Origin of the sequence: Cupriavidus sp. SIMBA_020 (genome assembly GCF_046535395.1) — a bacterium.
GTDB lineage: Bacteria > Pseudomonadota > Gammaproteobacteria > Burkholderiales > Burkholderiaceae > Cupriavidus > Cupriavidus campinensis.
Genome location: NZ_JAWRWU010000007.1, coordinates 239,477 through 256,759, shown reverse-complemented (window position 1 = coordinate 256,759; position 17,283 = coordinate 239,477). Strand labels below are relative to the sequence as shown.

At 67.0% G+C, this 17,283-nt stretch carries 19 protein-coding genes; 6 read left to right on the top strand and 13 right to left on the bottom strand.

The annotated features are described in order from the left end of the window. Positions 1-79: 79 nt before the first annotated feature. Both SB751_RS16095 and SB751_RS16090 read left to right on the top strand, forming a co-directional pair. On the top strand, positions 80-1,708 hold the full coding sequence (locus SB751_RS16095; RefSeq protein ID WP_144198977.1) for a S41 family peptidase: 1,629 nt from the start codon (positions 80-82) through the stop codon (positions 1,706-1,708). Positions 1,709-1,814: 106 nt separating this feature from the next. Beyond that, entirely contained in the window at positions 1,815-2,567 is a 753-nt protein-coding gene (locus SB751_RS16090) for a HesA/MoeB/ThiF family protein (RefSeq protein WP_144198979.1), read from the top strand. A 186-nt stretch (positions 2,568-2,753) separates the two neighbouring features. Here SB751_RS16090 and bfr read toward each other — a convergent pair whose 3' ends face one another. From bfr to SB751_RS16040, 10 genes are all read right to left on the bottom strand, one after another. After that, positions 2,754-3,233, bottom strand: a complete 480-nt coding sequence (gene bfr / locus SB751_RS16085; RefSeq protein ID WP_011296489.1) for a bacterioferritin — start codon at positions 3,231-3,233, stop codon at positions 2,754-2,756. Between the two features lie 98 nt (positions 3,234-3,331). Then, positions 3,332-3,637, bottom strand: coding sequence for a bacterioferritin-associated ferredoxin (locus SB751_RS16080; RefSeq protein ID WP_144198981.1), 306 nt, complete (start codon positions 3,635-3,637; stop codon positions 3,332-3,334). Between the two features lie 239 nt (positions 3,638-3,876). Then, complete coding sequence (gene ptsP, locus SB751_RS16075) at positions 3,877-5,634, bottom strand: phosphoenolpyruvate--protein phosphotransferase (protein WP_144198983.1); 1,758 nt, start codon at positions 5,632-5,634, stop codon at positions 3,877-3,879. 49 nt (positions 5,635-5,683) lie between these two features. Then, positions 5,684-5,953, bottom strand: coding sequence for an HPr family phosphocarrier protein (locus SB751_RS16070; RefSeq protein WP_144198985.1), 270 nt, complete (start codon positions 5,951-5,953; stop codon positions 5,684-5,686). Beyond that, the gene (locus SB751_RS16065; protein ID WP_144198987.1) at positions 5,922-6,377 is read right to left on the bottom strand and encodes a PTS sugar transporter subunit IIA; all 456 of its coding nucleotides are present in this window, start codon (positions 6,375-6,377) and stop codon (positions 5,922-5,924) included. Before SB751_RS16065 ends, SB751_RS16070 begins: the two co-directional genes overlap by 32 nt. Before the next feature lie 109 nt (positions 6,378-6,486). Next, entirely contained in the window at positions 6,487-7,434 is a 948-nt protein-coding gene (gshB, locus tag SB751_RS16060; RefSeq protein WP_144198989.1) for a glutathione synthase, read from the bottom strand. A 21-nt stretch (positions 7,435-7,455) separates the two neighbouring features. Further along, positions 7,456-8,751 (bottom strand): glutamate--cysteine ligase, encoded by a 1,296-nt coding sequence (gshA, locus tag SB751_RS16055; RefSeq protein ID WP_144198991.1) that lies wholly within the window; start codon positions 8,749-8,751, stop codon positions 7,456-7,458. Between the two features lie 423 nt (positions 8,752-9,174). Beyond that, positions 9,175-10,713: an ammonium transporter gene (locus SB751_RS16050; RefSeq protein ID WP_144198993.1), complete on the bottom strand. Its 1,539-nt coding sequence runs from the start codon at positions 10,711-10,713 to the stop codon at positions 9,175-9,177. A 36-nt stretch (positions 10,714-10,749) separates the two neighbouring features. Beyond that, the gene (locus tag SB751_RS16045; RefSeq protein ID WP_092291590.1) at positions 10,750-11,088 is read right to left on the bottom strand and encodes a P-II family nitrogen regulator; all 339 of its coding nucleotides are present in this window, start codon (positions 11,086-11,088) and stop codon (positions 10,750-10,752) included. 55 nt (positions 11,089-11,143) lie between these two features. Beyond that, positions 11,144-11,941, bottom strand: coding sequence for a TorF family putative porin (locus tag SB751_RS16040; protein WP_144198995.1), 798 nt, complete (start codon positions 11,939-11,941; stop codon positions 11,144-11,146). Between the two features lie 545 nt (positions 11,942-12,486). Here SB751_RS16040 and SB751_RS16035 point away from each other — a divergent pair. Together SB751_RS16035 and SB751_RS16030 are read left to right on the top strand one after the other, a co-directional pair. Beyond that, positions 12,487-12,765, top strand: coding sequence for an accessory factor UbiK family protein (locus tag SB751_RS16035; RefSeq protein WP_144198997.1), 279 nt, complete (start codon positions 12,487-12,489; stop codon positions 12,763-12,765). Positions 12,766-12,868: 103 nt separating this feature from the next. Further along, on the top strand, positions 12,869-14,416 hold the full coding sequence (locus SB751_RS16030) for a YifB family Mg chelatase-like AAA ATPase (protein ID WP_144198999.1): 1,548 nt from the start codon (positions 12,869-12,871) through the stop codon (positions 14,414-14,416). Here the strand turns inward: SB751_RS16030 and SB751_RS16025 are convergent. From SB751_RS16025 to SB751_RS16015, 3 genes are all read right to left on the bottom strand, one after another. Then, a complete protein-coding gene (locus tag SB751_RS16025; RefSeq protein ID WP_186296876.1) occupies positions 14,413-14,565 on the bottom strand; it encodes a hypothetical protein in 153 nt (50 codons plus the stop codon). The genes SB751_RS16030 and SB751_RS16025 overlap by 4 nt on opposite strands. An 88-nt stretch (positions 14,566-14,653) precedes the next feature. After that, on the bottom strand, positions 14,654-15,313 hold the full coding sequence (locus SB751_RS16020; RefSeq protein WP_144199002.1) for a LysE family transporter: 660 nt from the start codon (positions 15,311-15,313) through the stop codon (positions 14,654-14,656). Positions 15,314-15,353: 40 nt separating this feature from the next. Further along, positions 15,354-15,956 (bottom strand): hypothetical protein, encoded by a 603-nt coding sequence (locus tag SB751_RS16015; protein ID WP_149136824.1) that lies wholly within the window; start codon positions 15,954-15,956, stop codon positions 15,354-15,356. A gap of 156 nt (positions 15,957-16,112) precedes the next feature. On the opposite strand from SB751_RS16015, the gene SB751_RS16010 reads away from it, so the two are divergent. Further along, positions 16,113-16,586, top strand: a complete 474-nt coding sequence (locus SB751_RS16010) for a thioredoxin fold domain-containing protein (protein ID WP_144199006.1) — start codon at positions 16,113-16,115, stop codon at positions 16,584-16,586. A 66-nt stretch (positions 16,587-16,652) separates the two neighbouring features. Further along, the gene (locus SB751_RS16005) at positions 16,653-17,192 is read left to right on the top strand and encodes a TlpA disulfide reductase family protein (RefSeq protein ID WP_144199008.1); all 540 of its coding nucleotides are present in this window, start codon (positions 16,653-16,655) and stop codon (positions 17,190-17,192) included. The last annotated feature ends 91 nt before the right edge of the window (positions 17,193-17,283 follow it).

Below are 17,283 nucleotides of genomic sequence, written 5' to 3'. Positions count from 1 at the left end.
AATCCGGCGCCGCCGGCCTGAAGGCCAGGCACCCGGATCGCCCCCCTAGCCAATCCTCATACTGTTCAGGCTGCCCCACATGCGTAAGACGCTCAAGAACATTAGCCTAGTCTCGGTCGGCGTCGTTGCCGGCGTGCTGGCCACGCTGCAGATCTCGGCGACGGCCCAGAACTCGTCCGGCCCCCTGCCGCTCGACCAGCTCCGGCTGATGTCCGACATCTTCGGCCAGATCAAGCGCGAGTACGTGGAGCCGGTGGATGACAAGAAGCTGCTGACCGAAGCCATCAAGGGCATGGTCGCCAGCCTCGACCCGCACTCGGCCTACCTGGACGAGAAGGACTTCAAGGAACTGCAGGAAGGCACGCGCGGCCGCTTTGCCGGCCTGGGGATCGAGATCTCGCAGGAGGAAGGCCTGGTCAAGGTCATCAACCCGATCGAGGACACCCCCGCCTTCCGCGCCGGCATCCAGCCGGGCGACCTGATCACCCGCATCGACGACAAGCCCGTGCGCGGCCTGCCGCTGGAGCAGGCGGTCAAGCGCATGCGCGGCGAGCCCGGCACCAAGGTCACGCTGACGATCTACCGCAAGAGCGAGGAACGCACGTTCCCGGTCTCGATCACGCGCGCGGAGATCCGCGTGCAGTCGGTCAAGACCAAGATGCTGGACAACAACACCATCGGGTGGATCCGCCTGACGAGCTTCCAGGAGCGCACGGTGTCCGACCTGGGCCGCCGCCTGCGCGAGATGGCCGAGAAGAACCCGGGCCTCAAGGGCGTGATCCTGGACCTGCGCAACAACGGCGGCGGCGTGCTGCAGGGCGCGGTCGGCGTGGCCGCGGCGTTCCTGCCCGAAGATGCCACCGTGGTCTCGACCAACGGCCAGGTGCCCGATGCCAAGCGCGTCTACAAGGCCACCTTCAACAACTACCGCCTCTCGTCGCTCGAGGACGATCCGCTCAAGGACCTCCCGCCGCTGTTCAAGAAGATTCCGATGATCGTGCTGACCAACGCCTACTCGGCCTCGGCATCGGAAATCGTGGCCGGCGCGCTCCAGGACCACCATCGCGCCACGCTGATGGGCAAGACCACGTTCGGCAAGGGTTCGGTGCAGACCGTGCGCCCGCTGACCAATGACACCGGCATCAAGCTGACCATCGCGTACTACTACACGCCGACGGGCAAGTCGATCCAGGCCAAGGGCATCCGCCCGGACATCCCGGTCGACCAGAATCCCGAGGGCGATCCGGACGACGCGCTGATCACGCGCGAAATCGACACCGAGCGCCACCTGCACAACAAGCAGGAGTCGGAAGAGCCGGAAATGAACGCGCGCGAGCAGCGCCGGGTGGACGAACTGCGCCGTCTCGAGGAAGAGAACGCCAAGAAGACGCCGGAGGAACGCGAGAAGGATCGCCGCAAGAAGCCGGTGGAATTCGGCTCGGCCGACGACTTCATGCTCCAGCAGGCCATCGCCCAACTCAATGGCAAGCCGGTACAGCGGTCGAAGTCGCGGCTCGAGGCGTCGCAGGCCGCCGGCAAGCCGGACACCGACACGGGCAAGGCCAAGGCCACGCCGACCGCCGACAAGGCCCCGGCGAAACCCGCCGCCAAGCCGGCTGACAAGACCCCGGCCAAGCCCGCCAGCCAGCCGCCCGCCAGCGCGCCGATTGGCGAGCCGCTGGGCACGCCGACTGGCAAGGCGCGCTGACGCGCTGAATCCAGGTAGTCCGACGACGGCCCGCGGTGCTCACCGACGGGCCGTTGTTGTTTCCAGCGCACGATATCGCACGACCGCACTTTCGCACCCCCGCACCATGAACGACGACCAACTGCTGCGCTACTCGCGCCATATCCTGCTGGACGAACTCGGCATCGAGGGCCAGGAGCGGCTGCTGGCGGGCCATGCGCTGGTGATCGGCGCGGGCGGGCTCGGGGCGGCCGCGCTGCCCTACCTGGCCTCGGCCGGCGTGGGGCGCATCACCATCGTCGACGATGACGATGTGGACCTGACCAACCTGCAGCGCCAGATCCTGCACACCACGGCCAACGTGGGGCGGCCCAAGGTGGAGTCGGCCCGGGAAGGGCTGTTGCGGATCAATCCCGATGTCGATGTGCGGATGGTCGCCCAGCGCGTGGGCGATGCGGAACTGGACGCGCTGGTGGCGGCCGCCGATGTCGTGCTCGATTGTTGTGACAATTTCGCCACACGCCACGCGGTGAACCGCGCCTGCCTCGCCCATCGCAAGCCGCTGGTCTCGGGCGCCGCGCTGCGTTTCGACGGCCAGGTCAGCGTGTTCGACCTGCGCGATGCCGATGCCCCGTGCTACGGCTGCCTGTTCCCGCCCTCGGAACCGGCGCCCGAAGCCGCCTGCGCAACGATGGGCGTGTTTGCCCCGCTGGTCGGCATGGTCGGCACGGTGCAGGCGGCGGAGGCGCTCAAGCTGCTGACCGGCGTCGGCCAGACACTGGCCGGCCGGCTGCTGATGGTCAATGCGATGTCGATGGAGTGGACCACGATGCGGCTGGCGCGCACGCCGGCCTGCGAGGTCTGCGGCGGGCATCACTAACGGAAGCGTTAGCGAGCCATCGGCCCGGCGATCCCGGCGGTGGAGCCCCCTCCCCGCCGGTTCGCCTGATTGCGCGATGTGCTGCCGAGAATGCTGGATGAAGAAAAGAATCCGAATGAGAACGGTTAATAACCCGTTCCACACGGATGCGCGATGCCGCCAGGCACCGCGCGGTGTGCCGGCGGCTTATTGCTCGCCCGGCTCCATCTGCGACTGCAGGTAGTTCTGCAGGCCAACCTTGTCGATCAGGTCGAGCTGCGTCTCCAGGTATTCGATGTGTTCCTCGGTGTCCGTGAGGATGTCCACGAGGATCTCGCGGCTCACGTAATCGCCCACCGACTCGCAGTACGCAATGCCTTCCTTTACGGTGGCGTGCGCGGTCTGCTCGAGCTTCAGGTCGCACTTGAGCATCTCGGGGGTGTCTTCGCCGAGCAGCAGCTTGTGCAGGTCCTGGAGGTTCGGCAGGCCGTCAAGCATCAGGATGCGGTCGATCAGGCGGTCGGCGTGCTTCATTTCGCCGATCGATTCCTTGTACTCGACATCACCGAGCTTCTTCAGGCCCCAGTGCCGATACATGCGGGCGTGGAGGAAATACTGGTTGATCGCGGTCAGCTCGTTCTTGAGCTGGGCGTTCAGATGCTGGATGACTTTCTTGTCACCTTTCATAGGGGGCTCCTGTCATGACAACCGGACCCGCGCAAAAGCACGAAGGGGCGCCAAGTGGCGCCCCATTGCAGTCGGAACCGCGGTACAGCCCGAACGGATCAGGCCACCAGCGCGGTACGCTGATCGTTCGCGACTGCCGGGTCACGAGTGTCCATTATCGCACGTGACGTAGCCGTGGAACAGGAAGAAATCTCTACGACCTGGATGGTCGATACCGAGGAGGCACGCATCGTCTGCACAGCGGCCACGCCTTCGCACAGCACTTGCTTCGCGCAGTCGCGGCAACGGCCGCAGCAGGTGCCCACGCCGAGGGTCTCGGCGAGTTCGTCCATGGTCGAGACGCCAAGATGGGCGGCGCCATGAATCTCGTGGTCGGTAACCTGGTTGCAGATGCAGACGTACACAAATACCTCCTGGGGGCGGTGTCGGCACCGGCATGCCGAACAGCGATGGAGACCAGAATATCAGAGAACCAGAATGATAACAATTCCCATTAATCGCCTTGGGGGTATGGCGCCACACAGGCGGTACGGATGCTTTTCCGGGGCCACTTTTCGCATGAAAAAGTGACCCCGCGTTCGCCAGCATCGCAGACAAAAACCCTAAGGAATCAAGGGTTGTGTGAGACCGGAGAGGGTCGGACTCAGGGCGCCAACTGCTTCAGCGCCGCCGCCAGTTCCTCGGGCTCGTAGCAGTTGAGCACGCGGTCCACCAGCGGGCCGAGGCTCTCGCAGTCAGCGTGAATCACTTCCTGCTTCACGCGCAGCAACTGCGCCGGGTGCATCGAGAACTCGCGCAGGCCCATGCCCAGCAGCAGACGCGTCATGGCCGGGTCGCCCGCCATCTCGCCGCACACGGCCACGGGCACGCCAGCCCGGTTGGCTTCCCGGATGGTGCGGGCGATCAGTTGCAGCACGGCCGGGTGGAGCGGGTCGTAGAGGTGGGCCACGGCGTTGTCGGCGCGGTCGATGGCCAGCGTGTACTGGATCAGGTCGTTCGTGCCGATCGACAGGAAATCCATGCGCTTGAGGAACAACGGCAGCAGCAGCACGGCGGCCGGGATCTCGATCATCGCCCCGACCTTCATGCTCGGGTCGTACGGCTGGCCGCGCTCGTCCAGCTGGCGCCGGGCCTGGGCGATCAGGTCCAGCGTCTGGTCGATCTCGCTCGCGTGCGCCAGCATCGGAATCAGCAGCCGCACCGGGCCGAACGCCGAGGCGCGCAGCAGCGCGCGGAGCTGGGTCAGGAACATCCCCGGCTCGGACAGCGACCAGCGGATCGCGCGCAGCCCGAGCGCCGGGTTCAGCGCGGTCTCGAAGTCGTCGCCACGCAGGTCCAGCGGCTTGTCGGCGCCGACGTCGATGGTGCGGATGGTCACGGGCAGGCCGTGCATCGCCTCCACCGCGCGACGGTAGGCGGCAAACTGCTCCTCCTCGTCGGGCATGGCATCGCGCCGGTTCATGAACAGGAATTCGGAGCGGAACAGCCCCACCCCGACCGCGCCGGCGGCCAGCGCGGCGGTGGCGTCCTCGGCCAGTTCGATATTGGCCAGCAGCTCGATCTCGAGCCCGTCCAGCGTCACGGAAGGCGTGTGGCGCAGCCGTTGCAGGCGCTTCTTTTCCAGCGCGCGTTCGCTCTGGCGGTGGCGGTATTCCTCGAGGATGATTGCCGACGGATCGACGATGACCAGCCCCGCGTCGCCATCGATGATGATCCAGTCGTCCTGGCGGATCAGCTCGCTGGCGCTTTTCACGCCCACGGCGGCCGGGATGTCCAGGCTGCGCGCGACGATGGCCGTGTGCGAGGTGCGCCCGCCCAGGTCGGTCACAAAGCCATGGAACACGGTCTGGCGGAACTGCAGCATGTCCGCCGGGCCGATGTCATGCGCCACGACGATCACGCCTGGCGCGGGCTCGCCGTCCGGGGCCAGGGCCGGCACGGGCGCCGGCGCCAGCACCGGTGCGCCGGCCAACACCTTCAGGATCCGCTCCACTACCTGCTGGATGTCGGCCTTGCGCTCGCGCAGGTACTCGTCCTCGATCTCGTCGAACTGACGCATCAGTTCCTCGAGGCGGGTGGTGAGCGCCCACTCGGCGTTGTAGCGGCGCTGGCGGATCAGGGCCTCGGGCTCGCGCGAGAGCGCCTCGTCGTCGAGGATCATCGCGTGCACGTCCAGGAACGCGCCCATTTCCTCGGGCGCGTCGCGCGGCAGGTCACGCTTGAGCGTCACCAGCTCCGCGCGCACGGCGGCGCGCGCCGAGCGTAATCGCTCCACCTCCGCATCGAGCCGGTCTTCATCGACCAGATAGTGCGAAACGTCGAGCGCAGCCGGCGCGAGGATGTGGGCCCGCCCGATGGCGACCCCTCGCGAAACCGGAATGCCGTGCAAGGCAAAAGGCATGAACCGCTCCGTCAGGAACGTTTAGGAATTCGGTATTGTGCGTCGATACTCACTCGCCCTCGCCGAACCGGTTGGCGATCAGCGCCAGCAGCGCGTCCATCGCCTCGGTCTCGTCGGGGCCATCGGTCTCGATCGTGACCGTCGAACCAATGCCCGCCGCAAGCATCATGACGCCCATGATGCTCTTGGCATCAACCTGGCGACCGTTGCGGGACATTTTGACCTGGCTGGCGAAACTCCCCGCCAGTTGCGTCAGTTTGGCGGAGGCGCGGGCATGGAGCCCGAGCTTATTGATGATGGTTGTGTCCCTCAGCAGCATATTTGTCGGGATGATTGGCGGTTTGGTTCTGGACGGTGGTGTTGCCGACCTGCAGCACGCCCTGCGCGCCGCCGGCCAGCGCCTTGGTGGCAAGCTGGTCGAGCACCTCGGTGCGGTAGCAGATCGCCCGCACGAGCATGGGAAGATTGACGCCGGCAAGCACCTTGACCTTGCCGGGATCGGCCAGGCGCGCGGCGATATTGGCCGGCGTGGCCCCGAAAATATCGGTCAGCACCAGGGCGCCGTTGGCCTCGGAGACCGCGGCCAGGCGGCGCCGGGCTTCGGCGAGCACCACGGCGGGGTCGGCGTCGGGAACGACGTCGATGGCCTCCACGCGCGGCGGTTGGCCGCAATAGACGTGGGCAGCGCAATCCCGCAGCGCCGAAGCCAGCGGCGCGTGCGCGATGATCAGAATTCCTGCCATGATGGTGAATCCGTTGGACTGCCCGAATTGTAGCAGGCGGCCTCGCGGCCAAATCCCGCGATACCGCCCCCGTCCCCGGAGTGTGGTGCCCTAGCGTCGCCCGACTGTCTTATTTGTTGTTGACGGCGGCTTCCAGTGCATCGACGAACATCGCGGCCACGTTGAAGCCGGTCTGCTGCGTGATTTCCTGGAAACAGGTCGGGCTCGTCACATTGACTTCTGTCAGGCAGTCGCCGATCACGTCGAGCCCCACCAGCAGCAGGCCCTGACTGAACAGGCCCGGCGCCAGCGTCTCGGCAATCTCGCGGTCGCGCGCGCTCAGTTCCTGGGCGCGCCCCAGCCCGCCAGCGGCCAGGTTGCCCCGGATCTCGGTGCCCTGCGGAATCCGCGCCAGCGAGTACGGCACCGCCTTGCCGCCGATCAGCAGGATGCGTTTGTCGCCTTGCTTGATGGCCGGAATGTAGCGCTGGATCATCAGCGTGCGGGCGCCGTTGTCGCCCAGCGTCTCGACGATCGCGCCAAGATTCATCGCATCGGGCCCCACGCGGAAGATGCCCATGCCACCCATGCCGTCCAGCGGCTTGACGATGATGTCCTGGTGCTCGGCATGGAAGGCGCGGATGCGGTCCGCATCGCGCGTGACCAGGGTCGGCGTGACGAACTGCGGATAGCGGGCGATGGCCAGCTTCTCCGAGTGGTCGCGAATCGCCTGCGGCTTGTTGAAGATGCGGGCGCCCTGCGCCTCGGCCAGCTCCAGAAGCCACGTACTCGTCACATATTCCATGTCGAACGGCGGGTCCTTGCGCATCAGCACCGCGTCGAACGTGGCCAGCGGCGCCAGCACCGGGTCGCCGAGGCGGAACCAGTCGGTCGCATCGTCTGTGACGCGCAGCGGCTGCGTCACCGCCTCCACCACGTTATTGTCCAGCGACAGTCGCGACTGAAGGCAGAACGACAGTTCGTGCCCGCGCGCCGCCGCTTCCTTCATCATGGCGTAGGTGGAGTCCTTGTACGTCTTGAAGGTCTCCAGCGGATCGGTAATGAACAGGATGCGCATGGTGGGATCTGGGTTCCTGGCTCAGATGATCGGGTTCGGATCGGTCTTCTCGAGTTCCAGCGAGGCCGCCAGCAGCGCCAGCCGCGCCACCACGCCATACATATAGAAGCGGTTCGGCACGGCCGCGCCGGGCTTGGCGTGGCTGTCCGGAATGCCGTTCGGGGCAAACGCCAGCGGCACGAAATGCATGCCCGGCGCGTTCAGGTTCTCGTCGTTGCCGCGGCCCGTGTGCACGCGGTAGAAGCCGCCCACCACGTAGCGGTCGATCATATAGACCACCGGCTCGGCCACTGCCTCGTTCACCTTCTCGAAGGTGTGCACGCCTTCCTGGATGATGACGTCGGAGACTTCCAGCCCCTCCTTCACCACGCTCATCTTGTTGCGTTCCTTGCGGTTCAGGCCCTTGACCTCGGACGGGTCGCGCACGGTCATGATACCCATGCCATAGGTACCAGCATCGGCCTTCACCACCACGTACGGCGTTTCCTTGATGCCGTACTCGCGGTATTTCTTGGCGATCTTCTTCAGCACGCCTTCCACGGCATCGGCCAGTTCTTCCTCGCCCACGCGCTCGTGGAAATCCACGCCAGTGGTGCGGGCGAAGTAGGGATTGACCATCCACGGGTCGATATCGATCAGCTTGGCGAACTTCTTCGCCACCTCGTCATAGGCAGCGAAGTGGCTGCTCTTGCGGCGCGTGGACCAGCCCGCATGCAGCGGCGGCAGCAGGTACTGTTCGTTGATGTTCTCGAGGATGGGCGGGATGCCGGCCGAGAGGTCGTTGTTGAGCAGGATCGAACAGGGGTCGAAATCCTTCAGCCCCAGCCGGCGGCCCTTGGTGCCCAGCCGCGCGAGCGGCTCCACCACCAGCGTCTGGCCGTCGGGCAGCTCGATCGGGGTGGGTTCGGTAATGTCTTCGGACAGCGACCCGAGCCGCACATTGAGGCCGGCCTGGCGCATGATCAGCGACAGCCGCGCCACGTTCTGCAGATAGAACATGTTGCGGGTGTGCCGCTCGGGGATCAGCAGCAGGTTCTTGGCGTCCGGGCAGATCTTCTCGATCGCGGCCATGGCGGCCTGGACGGCCAGCGGCAGCATTTCAGGGGCGAGGTTGTTGAACCCACCCGGGAACAGGTTGGTATCCACCGGCGCCAGCTTGAACCCGGCATTGCGCAGGTCCACGGAGCAGTAGAACGGCGGGGTATGCTCCTGCCATTCCAGCCTGAACCAGCGCTCGATGGACGGGGTCGCGTCCAGGATCTTCTTTTCGAGTTCGAGCAGCGGACCGTTCAGCGCGGTGATGAGATGCGGGACCATATCCATCCTAATTGATCGTCTTTATTGTCCGCCCCGATTGTAGAGGAACGGCCAATAGGCTGCTGGCGCCCGCCGCATAACCATATGCAGCGGCCAGCATAATAATCTGGGATGTGGGGGCGGCCGGGCAAAAAAAAAGCGCGGCGTGTGCCGCGCTTTCAAATGGCCTGACAGATACGGGGAGCGTTCTGCAGGTGGAGGAAACTGCCTCACTCGCACTGTATGTGCGGCTCCCCTTAAAGACAATTGAGACTTTTTAAGATCCGATTTAAGCACTCTGCGAATACCCCGCGGGGCCTTGCCGGTACTGGCCCCGCGCCCGCTCGGGCGGCTTTCGGGCAGAAAAAAGCCCGGCACGAGGCCGGGCGAAACTCCTGAGAGAAGATTCCCAATCAGCTCTCCAGCACAACTCTGTCGCGGATATCAGACCTCGTAGGCGGTTTCGCCGTGGGAGGTGATGTCCAGGCCTTCGCGCTCTTCCTCTTCCGGAACGCGCAGGCCAATCAGCATGTCGACCAGCTTGTAGGCCACCAGGGCCACGATGCCCGACCACACGATGGTGGTCAGCACGCCTTCGAACTGGATCCAGACCTGGCCGGCGATCGAATAATCGTCCGCCACCTTGTTGGCCACGTAGTCATAGATGCCCGTGCCGCCCAGGCTCGGTGCGGCGAACACGCCGGTCAGCAGCGCACCCAGGATGCCGCCCACGCCGTGCACGCCGAAGACGTCCAGCGAGTCGTCCATGCCAAGCAGGCGCTTCAGGCCGGTCACACCCCACAGGCACAGCAGGCCAGCCAGCAGGCCGATCACGATGGCGCCCATCGGGCCGACGAAGCCGGCTGCCGGGGTGATCGCCACGAGGCCGGCCACGGCGCCCGAGGCACCACCCAGCATCGACGGCTTGCCCTTGCCGATCCACTCGCCGAAGGTCCACGACAGCACGGCGGCGGCGGTAGCCAGCAGCGTGTTGACGAAGGCCAGGGCGGCGCCGCCGTTGGCTTCCAGGCCCGAGCCGGCGTTGAAGCCGAACCAGCCGAACCACAGCAGCGAGGCACCGACCATGGTGAAGGTCAGGCTGTGCGGACGGATCGCCTCGCGGCCGAAGCCGATGCGCTTGCCGTACATGAAGGCACCCACCAGGCCCGCCACAGCGGCGTTGATGTGCACCACGGTACCGCCGGCGTAGTCCAGCGCGCCCTTCTGGAACAGCCAGCCCGACTTGGCCGTGGCGGCGGTGCCGGCAGCGGCGTCGGTGTAGGCGTCCGGACCCGGCCAGAACCAGACCATGTGGGCCATCGGGATGTAGGCGAAGGTGAACCAGAGCACCACGAACACCAGCACGGCCGAGAACTTGGCGCGCTCGGCGAAGGCGCCGATGATCAGGCTGCAGGTGATGGCGGCGAAGGCGCACTGGAAGGCGAAGAACACCAGTTCCGGCACGACCACGCCCTTGCTGAACGTGGCGGCCACGGCGTCCACCGTCAGGCCCTTCATGAACAGCCGGTCAGTGCCGCCGAAGAAGGCGTTGCCTTCAGTGAAGGCGAAGCTGTAGCCGTAGATGGCCCACAGGATCGACACCACCGAGAAGATCACCAGACACTGCATCAGCACCGAGAGCATGTTCTTGGAGCGGACCAGGCCGCCGTAGAACAGGGCCAGGCCGGGCAGCGTCATCAGGATGACGAAGGCCGTGCAGACCAGCAGCCAGGCGGTATCGCCCTTGTTCGGCACGGGTGCGGCGGCGGGGGCAGCTTCGGCCGGCGCAGCAGCGGCGGCGGCAGGGGCCGCGGCAGCCGGCGCGGCCGCAGCGGGGGCGGCGGCGGTGGCCGCTGCCGGGGCCGAAGCCTCGGCGGCGGGCTTGTCCTGCGCCACGGCATGGGTGGACAGGCCGAGGCCGGCCGTGCCGAGCGCCAGCGACATCGCGCCGGCGGTCAGGATTCGCTTGAACCAGGTTGTCATGAGCTTAACCTCTTGTCTCGTGTCTTTTGTCTCGTGTCAGAGCGCGTCGCCGCCGGTCTCGCCGGTGCGGATGCGAATGACTTGTTCGATCGGCGCGATAAAGATCTTGCCGTCGCCAATCTTGCCGGTGCGGGCCGACTTCTCGATGGCCTCGATGGCGCGTTCCACCACGTCGTCCGGCACCGCCACCTCGATCTTCACCTTGGGCAGGAAGTCCACGATGTACTCGGCGCCCCGGTACAGCTCGGTATGGCCCTTCTGGCGGCCAAACCCCTTGACTTCGGTCACGGTGATACCGGACACGCCGACGTCCGAGAGCGCCTCGCGCACCTCGTCCAGCTTGAACGGCTTGATGACTGCAATGATGAGTTTCATCCCATTTCTCCTCGGGGCGACCCGGTCTGGCAGGCCGCCCACCTCGATGCACAAATTAGAAAGTCTTGGTGAGCGACGCCCAGAACGTCGACTTGCCCAGGTAGCGGCCGCGCGTATTGGTGTAGACGGCCTTGTCGGCATTGGTGTCCACGTACGCAATCGCCAGCGAGAAGCCCTTGCCCAGGTCCTTGGTCAGGCCGACCTTCCAGTCGGTGTACGACGCATCGCTGAAGTTCTTTACGCCCTGGTAGCCCACATGGGCGTTGAAGGTCAGGTCCCAGAAGTTCAGCGGCACGTTGGCCGTCAGGTCGATGTAGTAGCTGTTCTTCGAATCGTCGAACCCGAACAGGTTGGTCAGCGAGTGCGAGTACTTCAGGAACACCGGGCCCCAGCCGATGCCGGCATACAGCTCGGTCGTGTAGGGACGCGTGGTGGTGTAGCCGCCCGGGTAGTAGTACTCGAGCACGCCCACGTCATAGTTGAACTCGGCGCCGCCGGCGCTGAAGGTGTTCTTGAAGCCACCGTAGAAGTCCATTTCCACCGGCGCCGAGACCGACGAGTCGGCGTCCTCGAGCCAGCTGATGCTTGAGTTCCAGTTGCCGACGTAGAAGCCGCTCGAATGCGCGTAGTCGAACCCACCCTGAATGGCCGGGCGGCGATTGGTCTGGCTGATACCGCGATAGCGGTAGTCGCTGACCAGCGAGACGTTCGCCGTGAAGGTATGCGGCGATGCTTCCTCGGCGGGGGCTGCGGCCGGGGCCGGCTCGGCCGGGGCGGTCTGCGCCATGACCGGGGCTGCCGCCAGCAGAAGTGCGGCGGCGCTGGCGCTGACTGCGAGGCTGAACGTCTTCATCGGGGTTTCTCCTTTTCCTTGTGGTCTTCGCGGGCTCGATTGAGGTGTTTGCTACCTTTGTTGGTGCCCGGGCGGCTTTTTCCGCTGCCTCGGGCATTGACGCTCCTGAGCCGATTACTGCAACAGCCGTGCCAGCCCGATTCCCCGCCGGCGATGCGTCCGCCAAGAGGGCCTGCGAATCGCCCGTGGGCGCCCGACGCACCACTTTGCCGACGATCGAACGCGGCATTTCCCACTCGCCAAATCCGTTAAAAGATGTGTCCGAGCCTTGCCGGCGCTTTCATGGCGGGCGCCGAGGGGTCATAATCCGCCCATGCAGGGTCAAGTGCTGCGCGCTTGGCGCGATCCCCCGGGCGCGAAGGCGCCGGCGGACGCATGACGGACACAAGACGGGTGCCATGGCGCACCGCGCCCCAGTCAGGTGCACCGGCATGCGTCGATCCCGGCGCCCGCCGGGCCGGCCGGCACCATTCCGGTGCGGGAGTGCGGATAGCAGCGCAGCGGACCCCGAATCCATTGCATTGGTCACCACGAGGAGTTCCACCATGAAACCGACCGATCTGTTCAACGACCTGCAGCAGAAGGTCAGTGAAGCGCTGCGCAACTCGCCGGCCAAGGACATCGAGAAAAACGTGCGCAGCATGATGACGCAGGGCTTTGCGCGCCTGGACCTGGTCACGCGCGAGGAATTCGACGTGCAGTCGCAGGTGCTGGCCCGCACGCGCGCCCGGCTCGAGGAACTGGAAGCCCGCGTGGCCGAGCTTGAGCGCCGCGCCACGCCGGGGGCAGCGCCCCAGGGCGGCGCGCCGACGGCAGGGGTATGACGCCCAGGCGCCGACCCCGCGCCACACCTGAAGGCCAGGAAGGCCGCCGGACTCCGGCGGCCTTTTTCGTTAACACTTTCGCAAATCTGGAGCGGCCCGCACCATGAGTCTCGCCGTGCTGCGCAGCCGGGCGCTGACCGGGGTGGAGGCCCCGCCGGTGGCCGTGGAGATCCACATCGCCAACGGCCTGCCCGCGTTCAATATCGTCGGGCTGGCCGACACCGAGGTGCGCGAGAGCCGCGAGCGCGTGCGTGCCGCCCTGCTCAACAGCGCCTACGAGTTCCCGGCCCGGCGCATCACCGTCAACCTCGCCCCGGCGGACCTGCCCAAGGAGTCCGGCCGCTTCGACCTGGCCATCGCGCTTGGCATCCTCGTGGCGAGTGGCCAGTTGCCAGGGGATGGGCTCGATGCCTTCGAGTTTGCCGGCGAGCTGTCGCTGGCCGGCGACCTGCGCCCGGTGCGCGGCGCGCTGGTCATGGCGATGGGGCTGGCCCGCGACAACGCCCGCCGCACCGCCCAGGGCCAGCCGGCGCGCGCCTTTATCGTGGCCGACGGCAACGGCCCGGAGGCCGCGCTGGTCGATGGCCTGACCGTCCACGCCGGCGCCACGCTGCGCGATGTCTGCGACCACCTCGGCCCCCTGCCCGACCGGCGCCTGCCGCGCGCCGAGCCGCCGGGACTGGCTACCTGGCCGGATAGCGCCAACGTCGGCCCGGACATGTGCGACGTGCGCGGCCAGCTACAGGCGCGGCGTGCGATGGAGATCGCGGCGGCGGGCCAGCATTCCGCCCTGCTGGTGGGGCCGCCCGGCACCGGCAAGTCGATGCTCGCGCAACGATTCGCCGGGTTGCTACCGCCGATGACGGCTGCCGAGGCGCTCGAGGCCGCCGCCGTGCTGAGCCTGACGCCAGGGGGCTTCCAGCCGGCGCAATGGGGCCGGCGCCCGTTCCGCAGCCCGCACCACACGGCCAGCGCGCCGGCGCTGGTCGGCGGCGGCGGCAATCCGCGCCCTGGAGAGATCTCGCTGGCCCATCACGGCGTGCTGTTTCTCGACGAATTGCCAGAGTTCGAGCGCCGCGTGCTCGAGGTCCTGCGCGAGCCGCTGGAGACCGGACACATCACCATCTCCCGCGCGGCAGGCCAGTCGGACTTCCCCGCGCGCTTCCAGTTCGTGGCGGCGATGAACCCGTGCCCGTGCGGCTACCTCGGCCACCCGTCGCGGCCGTGCCGCTGCACGCCGGACCAGATCCAGCGCTATCAGTCGAAGGTGTCCGGGCCCCTGCTGGACCGCGTGGACCTGCAGATCGAGGTGCCGGCGCAAAGCCAGCAGGAGATTTTCGATGGGCCGCCCGGCGAGGCCAGCGCGGCGGTACGCGCGCGAGCCGTGGCGGCGCGGGCGCGGCAACTGGGCCGGCAGGGCATGCCGAATGGGGAGTTGTCCGGGCGTGCCATCGACGATCACTGCCCGCTGGCGGCCGACGCGCAGGCGTTGCTGCGCGGGGCGATGCAGAAGCTGGGCTGGTCGGCGCGGGCGTACTTCCGGGTGCTGAAGGTGGCCCGGACGATTGCGGATCTGGAGGATGCGGCCGTACTGACCGCCGCGCATGTGGCGGAGGCCATCCAGTACCGGCGCGCGTTGCGGGCGGGTTAGACCGGGGGTTCCACCGGCGGGGGCGGCGGCTCCTCGATCGGCGGGAGGTCAGGCGGGTGGCCGGGCGGCGGGGGCTCGGGAGGCGGCTCCCGGTGCGCGGCGGTCAGGACAGTCGGGGCGGTCAGGGCAGAGCGCAGTACAGCAGGCATGGGGAGTCTCCGGCAACGGTCTCTCCCCATTGAAGCAAACCCGGCCGGCAGGCGCCAGCCGGATCGTGACTATCTTCTGCCCGGAGGTTCAGGCCGGATGCCGGCGTACGAAGAACAGCGCGGTGCCCACGGCCACCAGCACACCGCCGAAGAAGCGGTTCTGCCAGCGCACGGCGCGGGCGTTGCGGAACAGCCCCTGCATGCGCGACGCCAGCAGCGCGTAGCCGTGCATGACGACCAGATCCACGCCGCACATCGTCGCGGCCAGGATGGCGAGCTGCGGCCCGAGCGGATGGGTTGGATCGATGAACTGCGGCAGCACGGCCACCATGAAGATGATGCCCTTGGGGTTCGTCACATTGGTCAGCAGGCCGGTGGCAAACCGGCGGCGGCGGCTCATCACGGCCACCCGCACGCGGCCCGGGGCGCCTTCGGCATCGCCCTCCCCATCCCCCTGCGACTCGACCTTCGCCCGCCATTGCTGGATGCCTAGGTAGATCAGGTAGGCCGCGCCGATGGTCTTGACCACCACGAAGGCCTCCTCGGAGGCCAGCAGCAGCGCGCCCAGCCCGCCGCCGGCGATCAGCAGGATGATCACCAGGCCCAGTTGCAGGCCCATGATCGTCGTCGTGGTCTTCTTCAGCCCGTACGAGAGCCCGTGGCTCATCGACAGCACGGCGCCCGACCCCGGCGAAATCGCGATCACCCAGCACGCGGCGAAATACGCCAGCCACACTTCCCAACGCATCTTGTTCTCCCTGGAACGTCAGTTACATCACAAAAATCTGTTAGAACGGATGGAATCCGGTCAGGAACTGCTCTACCTGCTCGGCCTGCCGCGCATCGCGGGCGGCGTCGCCCGCCTCCAGCACCACGGCCTGGTACGCGCGCGTGCCGGACGCCACCAGCCGCGCGGTGAGCCGGCGCGGCGATTTGTCCTGCGGCGAGACGCCGGTCACCGTCAATTCCACGCCCTCCAGCGCCACGGGCGGCTTGGCCGCCGATGTCACCGTGATCGCGCGCGTGCGCGCCGGGGCCTCGGGATGGGCGCCGAGGTTGGCCACGAGGCCGGCCTGCATCGACGCCAGCGCCTCGCGGCGCAGCGCCGCGTCGTCGGCGGGCAGCGTGACCACGCCCACGGCGAACAGCGTGTCGTCGATGCGGGACGCCTCCATGGTCATCGGCAGCTTGCGCCCGGCAATCGCCACGTCGCGCGCGGCGCTGGTCGGCTTGCCGGGGTAGAGCGCGGCGTACTGGCCTTCGTCAGACAGGATGGTGCGCCAGTCATAGCGCGGCGAGCAGCCGGCCAGCGCCGCCAGCAGCACGAGGACCAGCGACGGCAGGATGGCGTGGGGAAGCGAACGGAGCGGTCGGCGGGGTTGGCGGAGCATGGAGAGCATTCTTATTAGGCAACCGCGGTGGCGGGTGCGCCTTCGGCCACTCGCACGCCCGCTGGCGCAAGCCGGTATTATCCGGGAAGCCGCGCGCGACCGCTCGTCGCCGCATCGATTTTCTGCGAGTTTCGCACCCGAGTCTTGCCCCCCGCCATGCGTCCACGCCTGTCCACCCTTCGTGCCCTGCCCTGGCTCGCGGCCCTGCTGCTGGCCAGCGGCGCCGCCCACGCGGCGGGCCACCTGCCCGCCGTGACCGACGTGGCCGCCCAGACCGCCGCCGCCACCAAGGCCGGCGAGCCGCTGGTGGTGCTGGTCAGCCTGCCCGGTTGCAGCTACTGCGAGACCGTGCGCCGCAACTACCTGGCGCCGCAGGTGGCCGCCGGCGAGATCGCCGCACGGGAAGTGGACATGACCGCCGACACGCCGATCCGCGACATCGACGGCACCATGACCACCGCCAAGAAGTGGGCGCGCGCCCACAATGTATCCGTGGCGCCGACCGTGCTGTTCCTCGACGCCAACGGCCAGCCGGTGGCCAACGCGCTGCTGGGCTTGCAGGGCGATTTCTACGGCGCCTACCTGGAGCAGGCGCTGGACACCGCGCGCGCCAAGATCGCCCGGAAGTAGAATAGCGACGCGTTTGGTCGATTTCTCGACGATTTTCCGCCGATCCATCTCACGGGACTGCCTCCCATGTCTGATTCCACCGTCTCCACCGCCCCGAAGCGCCGCCCGATCGTGCCGATCGCCGTCGCCGTGGTCATCCTCGCCTTGCTTGGCGTCTTCGGCTACCGCGCGCTGGCGCCGTCCGGCACCGTTCCCGCCGCCACCTTCACACTGCTCTCGGGCGAGAAGGTCAGCACCGCCGACCTCAAGGGCAAGGTCTACCTGATCAATTTCTGGGCCACCAGCTGCACCACGTGCGTCAAGGAAATGCCCGACATGATCAAGACCTACCAGCAGTTCAAGGACAAGGGCCTGGACTTCGTGGCCGTGGCGATGCACTACGACCCGCCGATGTACGTGGCCAACTTCGCCAAGACCCGCGAACTGCCGTTCAAGGTGGCGATGGACTCCGACGGCACCGCCGCCAAGGCCTTCGGTGACGTGCAACTCACCCCGACGACCTTCGTGGTCGACAAGAACGGGAAGATTCTCAAGCGCTACGTCGGCGAGCCCGAATGGGAATCGCTCCACAAGCTGCTCGACGGTGCGCTGGCCAGCGCGGCCTGAAGCGCCCAAACGTCCGCCGTCGGCGGACATCGCTGACTGACAGAAGGCACCCCATGTGGGTGCCTTTCTTTTTTTGCGATCGGCTGCGCCC

What these genes read in the sequence shown, in the direction of transcription:
- gshA (WP_144198991.1), bottom strand. Translation starts at nt 8,751, where the DNA reads ATGGTCCCGCATCTCATCACCGCGCTGAACGGTCCGCTGCTCGAACTC.
- SB751_RS16020 (WP_144199002.1), bottom strand. Translation starts at nt 15,313, where the DNA reads ATGCGTTGGGAAGTGTGGCTGGCGTATTTCGCCGCGTGCTGGGTGATC.
- SB751_RS16015 (WP_149136824.1), bottom strand. Translation starts at nt 15,956, where the DNA reads ATGCTCCGCCAACCCCGCCGACCGCTCCGTTCGCTTCCCCACGCCATC.
- gshB (WP_144198989.1), bottom strand. Translation starts at nt 7,434, where the DNA reads ATGCGCATCCTGTTCATTACCGATCCGCTGGAGACCTTCAAGACGTAC.
- SB751_RS16035 (WP_144198997.1), top strand. Translation starts at nt 12,487, where the DNA reads ATGAAACCGACCGATCTGTTCAACGACCTGCAGCAGAAGGTCAGTGAA.
- SB751_RS16070 (WP_144198985.1), bottom strand. Translation starts at nt 5,953, where the DNA reads ATGCTGCTGAGGGACACAACCATCATCAATAAGCTCGGGCTCCATGCC.
- SB751_RS16025 (WP_186296876.1), bottom strand. Translation starts at nt 14,565, where the DNA reads ATGCCTGCTGTACTGCGCTCTGCCCTGACCGCCCCGACTGTCCTGACC.
- SB751_RS16045 (WP_092291590.1), bottom strand. Translation starts at nt 11,088, where the DNA reads ATGAAACTCATCATTGCAGTCATCAAGCCGTTCAAGCTGGACGAGGTG.
- SB751_RS16005 (WP_144199008.1), top strand. Translation starts at nt 16,653, where the DNA reads ATGTCTGATTCCACCGTCTCCACCGCCCCGAAGCGCCGCCCGATCGTG.
- SB751_RS16095 (WP_144198977.1), top strand. Translation starts at nt 80, where the DNA reads ATGCGTAAGACGCTCAAGAACATTAGCCTAGTCTCGGTCGGCGTCGTT.
- bfr (WP_011296489.1), bottom strand. Translation starts at nt 3,233, where the DNA reads ATGAAAGGTGACAAGAAAGTCATCCAGCATCTGAACGCCCAGCTCAAG.
- SB751_RS16050 (WP_144198993.1), bottom strand. Translation starts at nt 10,713, where the DNA reads ATGACAACCTGGTTCAAGCGAATCCTGACCGCCGGCGCGATGTCGCTG.
- ptsP (WP_144198983.1), bottom strand. Translation starts at nt 5,634, where the DNA reads ATGCCTTTTGCCTTGCACGGCATTCCGGTTTCGCGAGGGGTCGCCATC.
- SB751_RS16010 (WP_144199006.1), top strand. Translation starts at nt 16,113, where the DNA reads ATGCGTCCACGCCTGTCCACCCTTCGTGCCCTGCCCTGGCTCGCGGCC.
- SB751_RS16030 (WP_144198999.1), top strand. Translation starts at nt 12,869, where the DNA reads ATGAGTCTCGCCGTGCTGCGCAGCCGGGCGCTGACCGGGGTGGAGGCC.
- SB751_RS16090 (WP_144198979.1), top strand. Translation starts at nt 1,815, where the DNA reads ATGAACGACGACCAACTGCTGCGCTACTCGCGCCATATCCTGCTGGAC.
- SB751_RS16040 (WP_144198995.1), bottom strand. Translation starts at nt 11,941, where the DNA reads ATGAAGACGTTCAGCCTCGCAGTCAGCGCCAGCGCCGCCGCACTTCTG.
- SB751_RS16065 (WP_144198987.1), bottom strand. Translation starts at nt 6,377, where the DNA reads ATGGCAGGAATTCTGATCATCGCGCACGCGCCGCTGGCTTCGGCGCTG.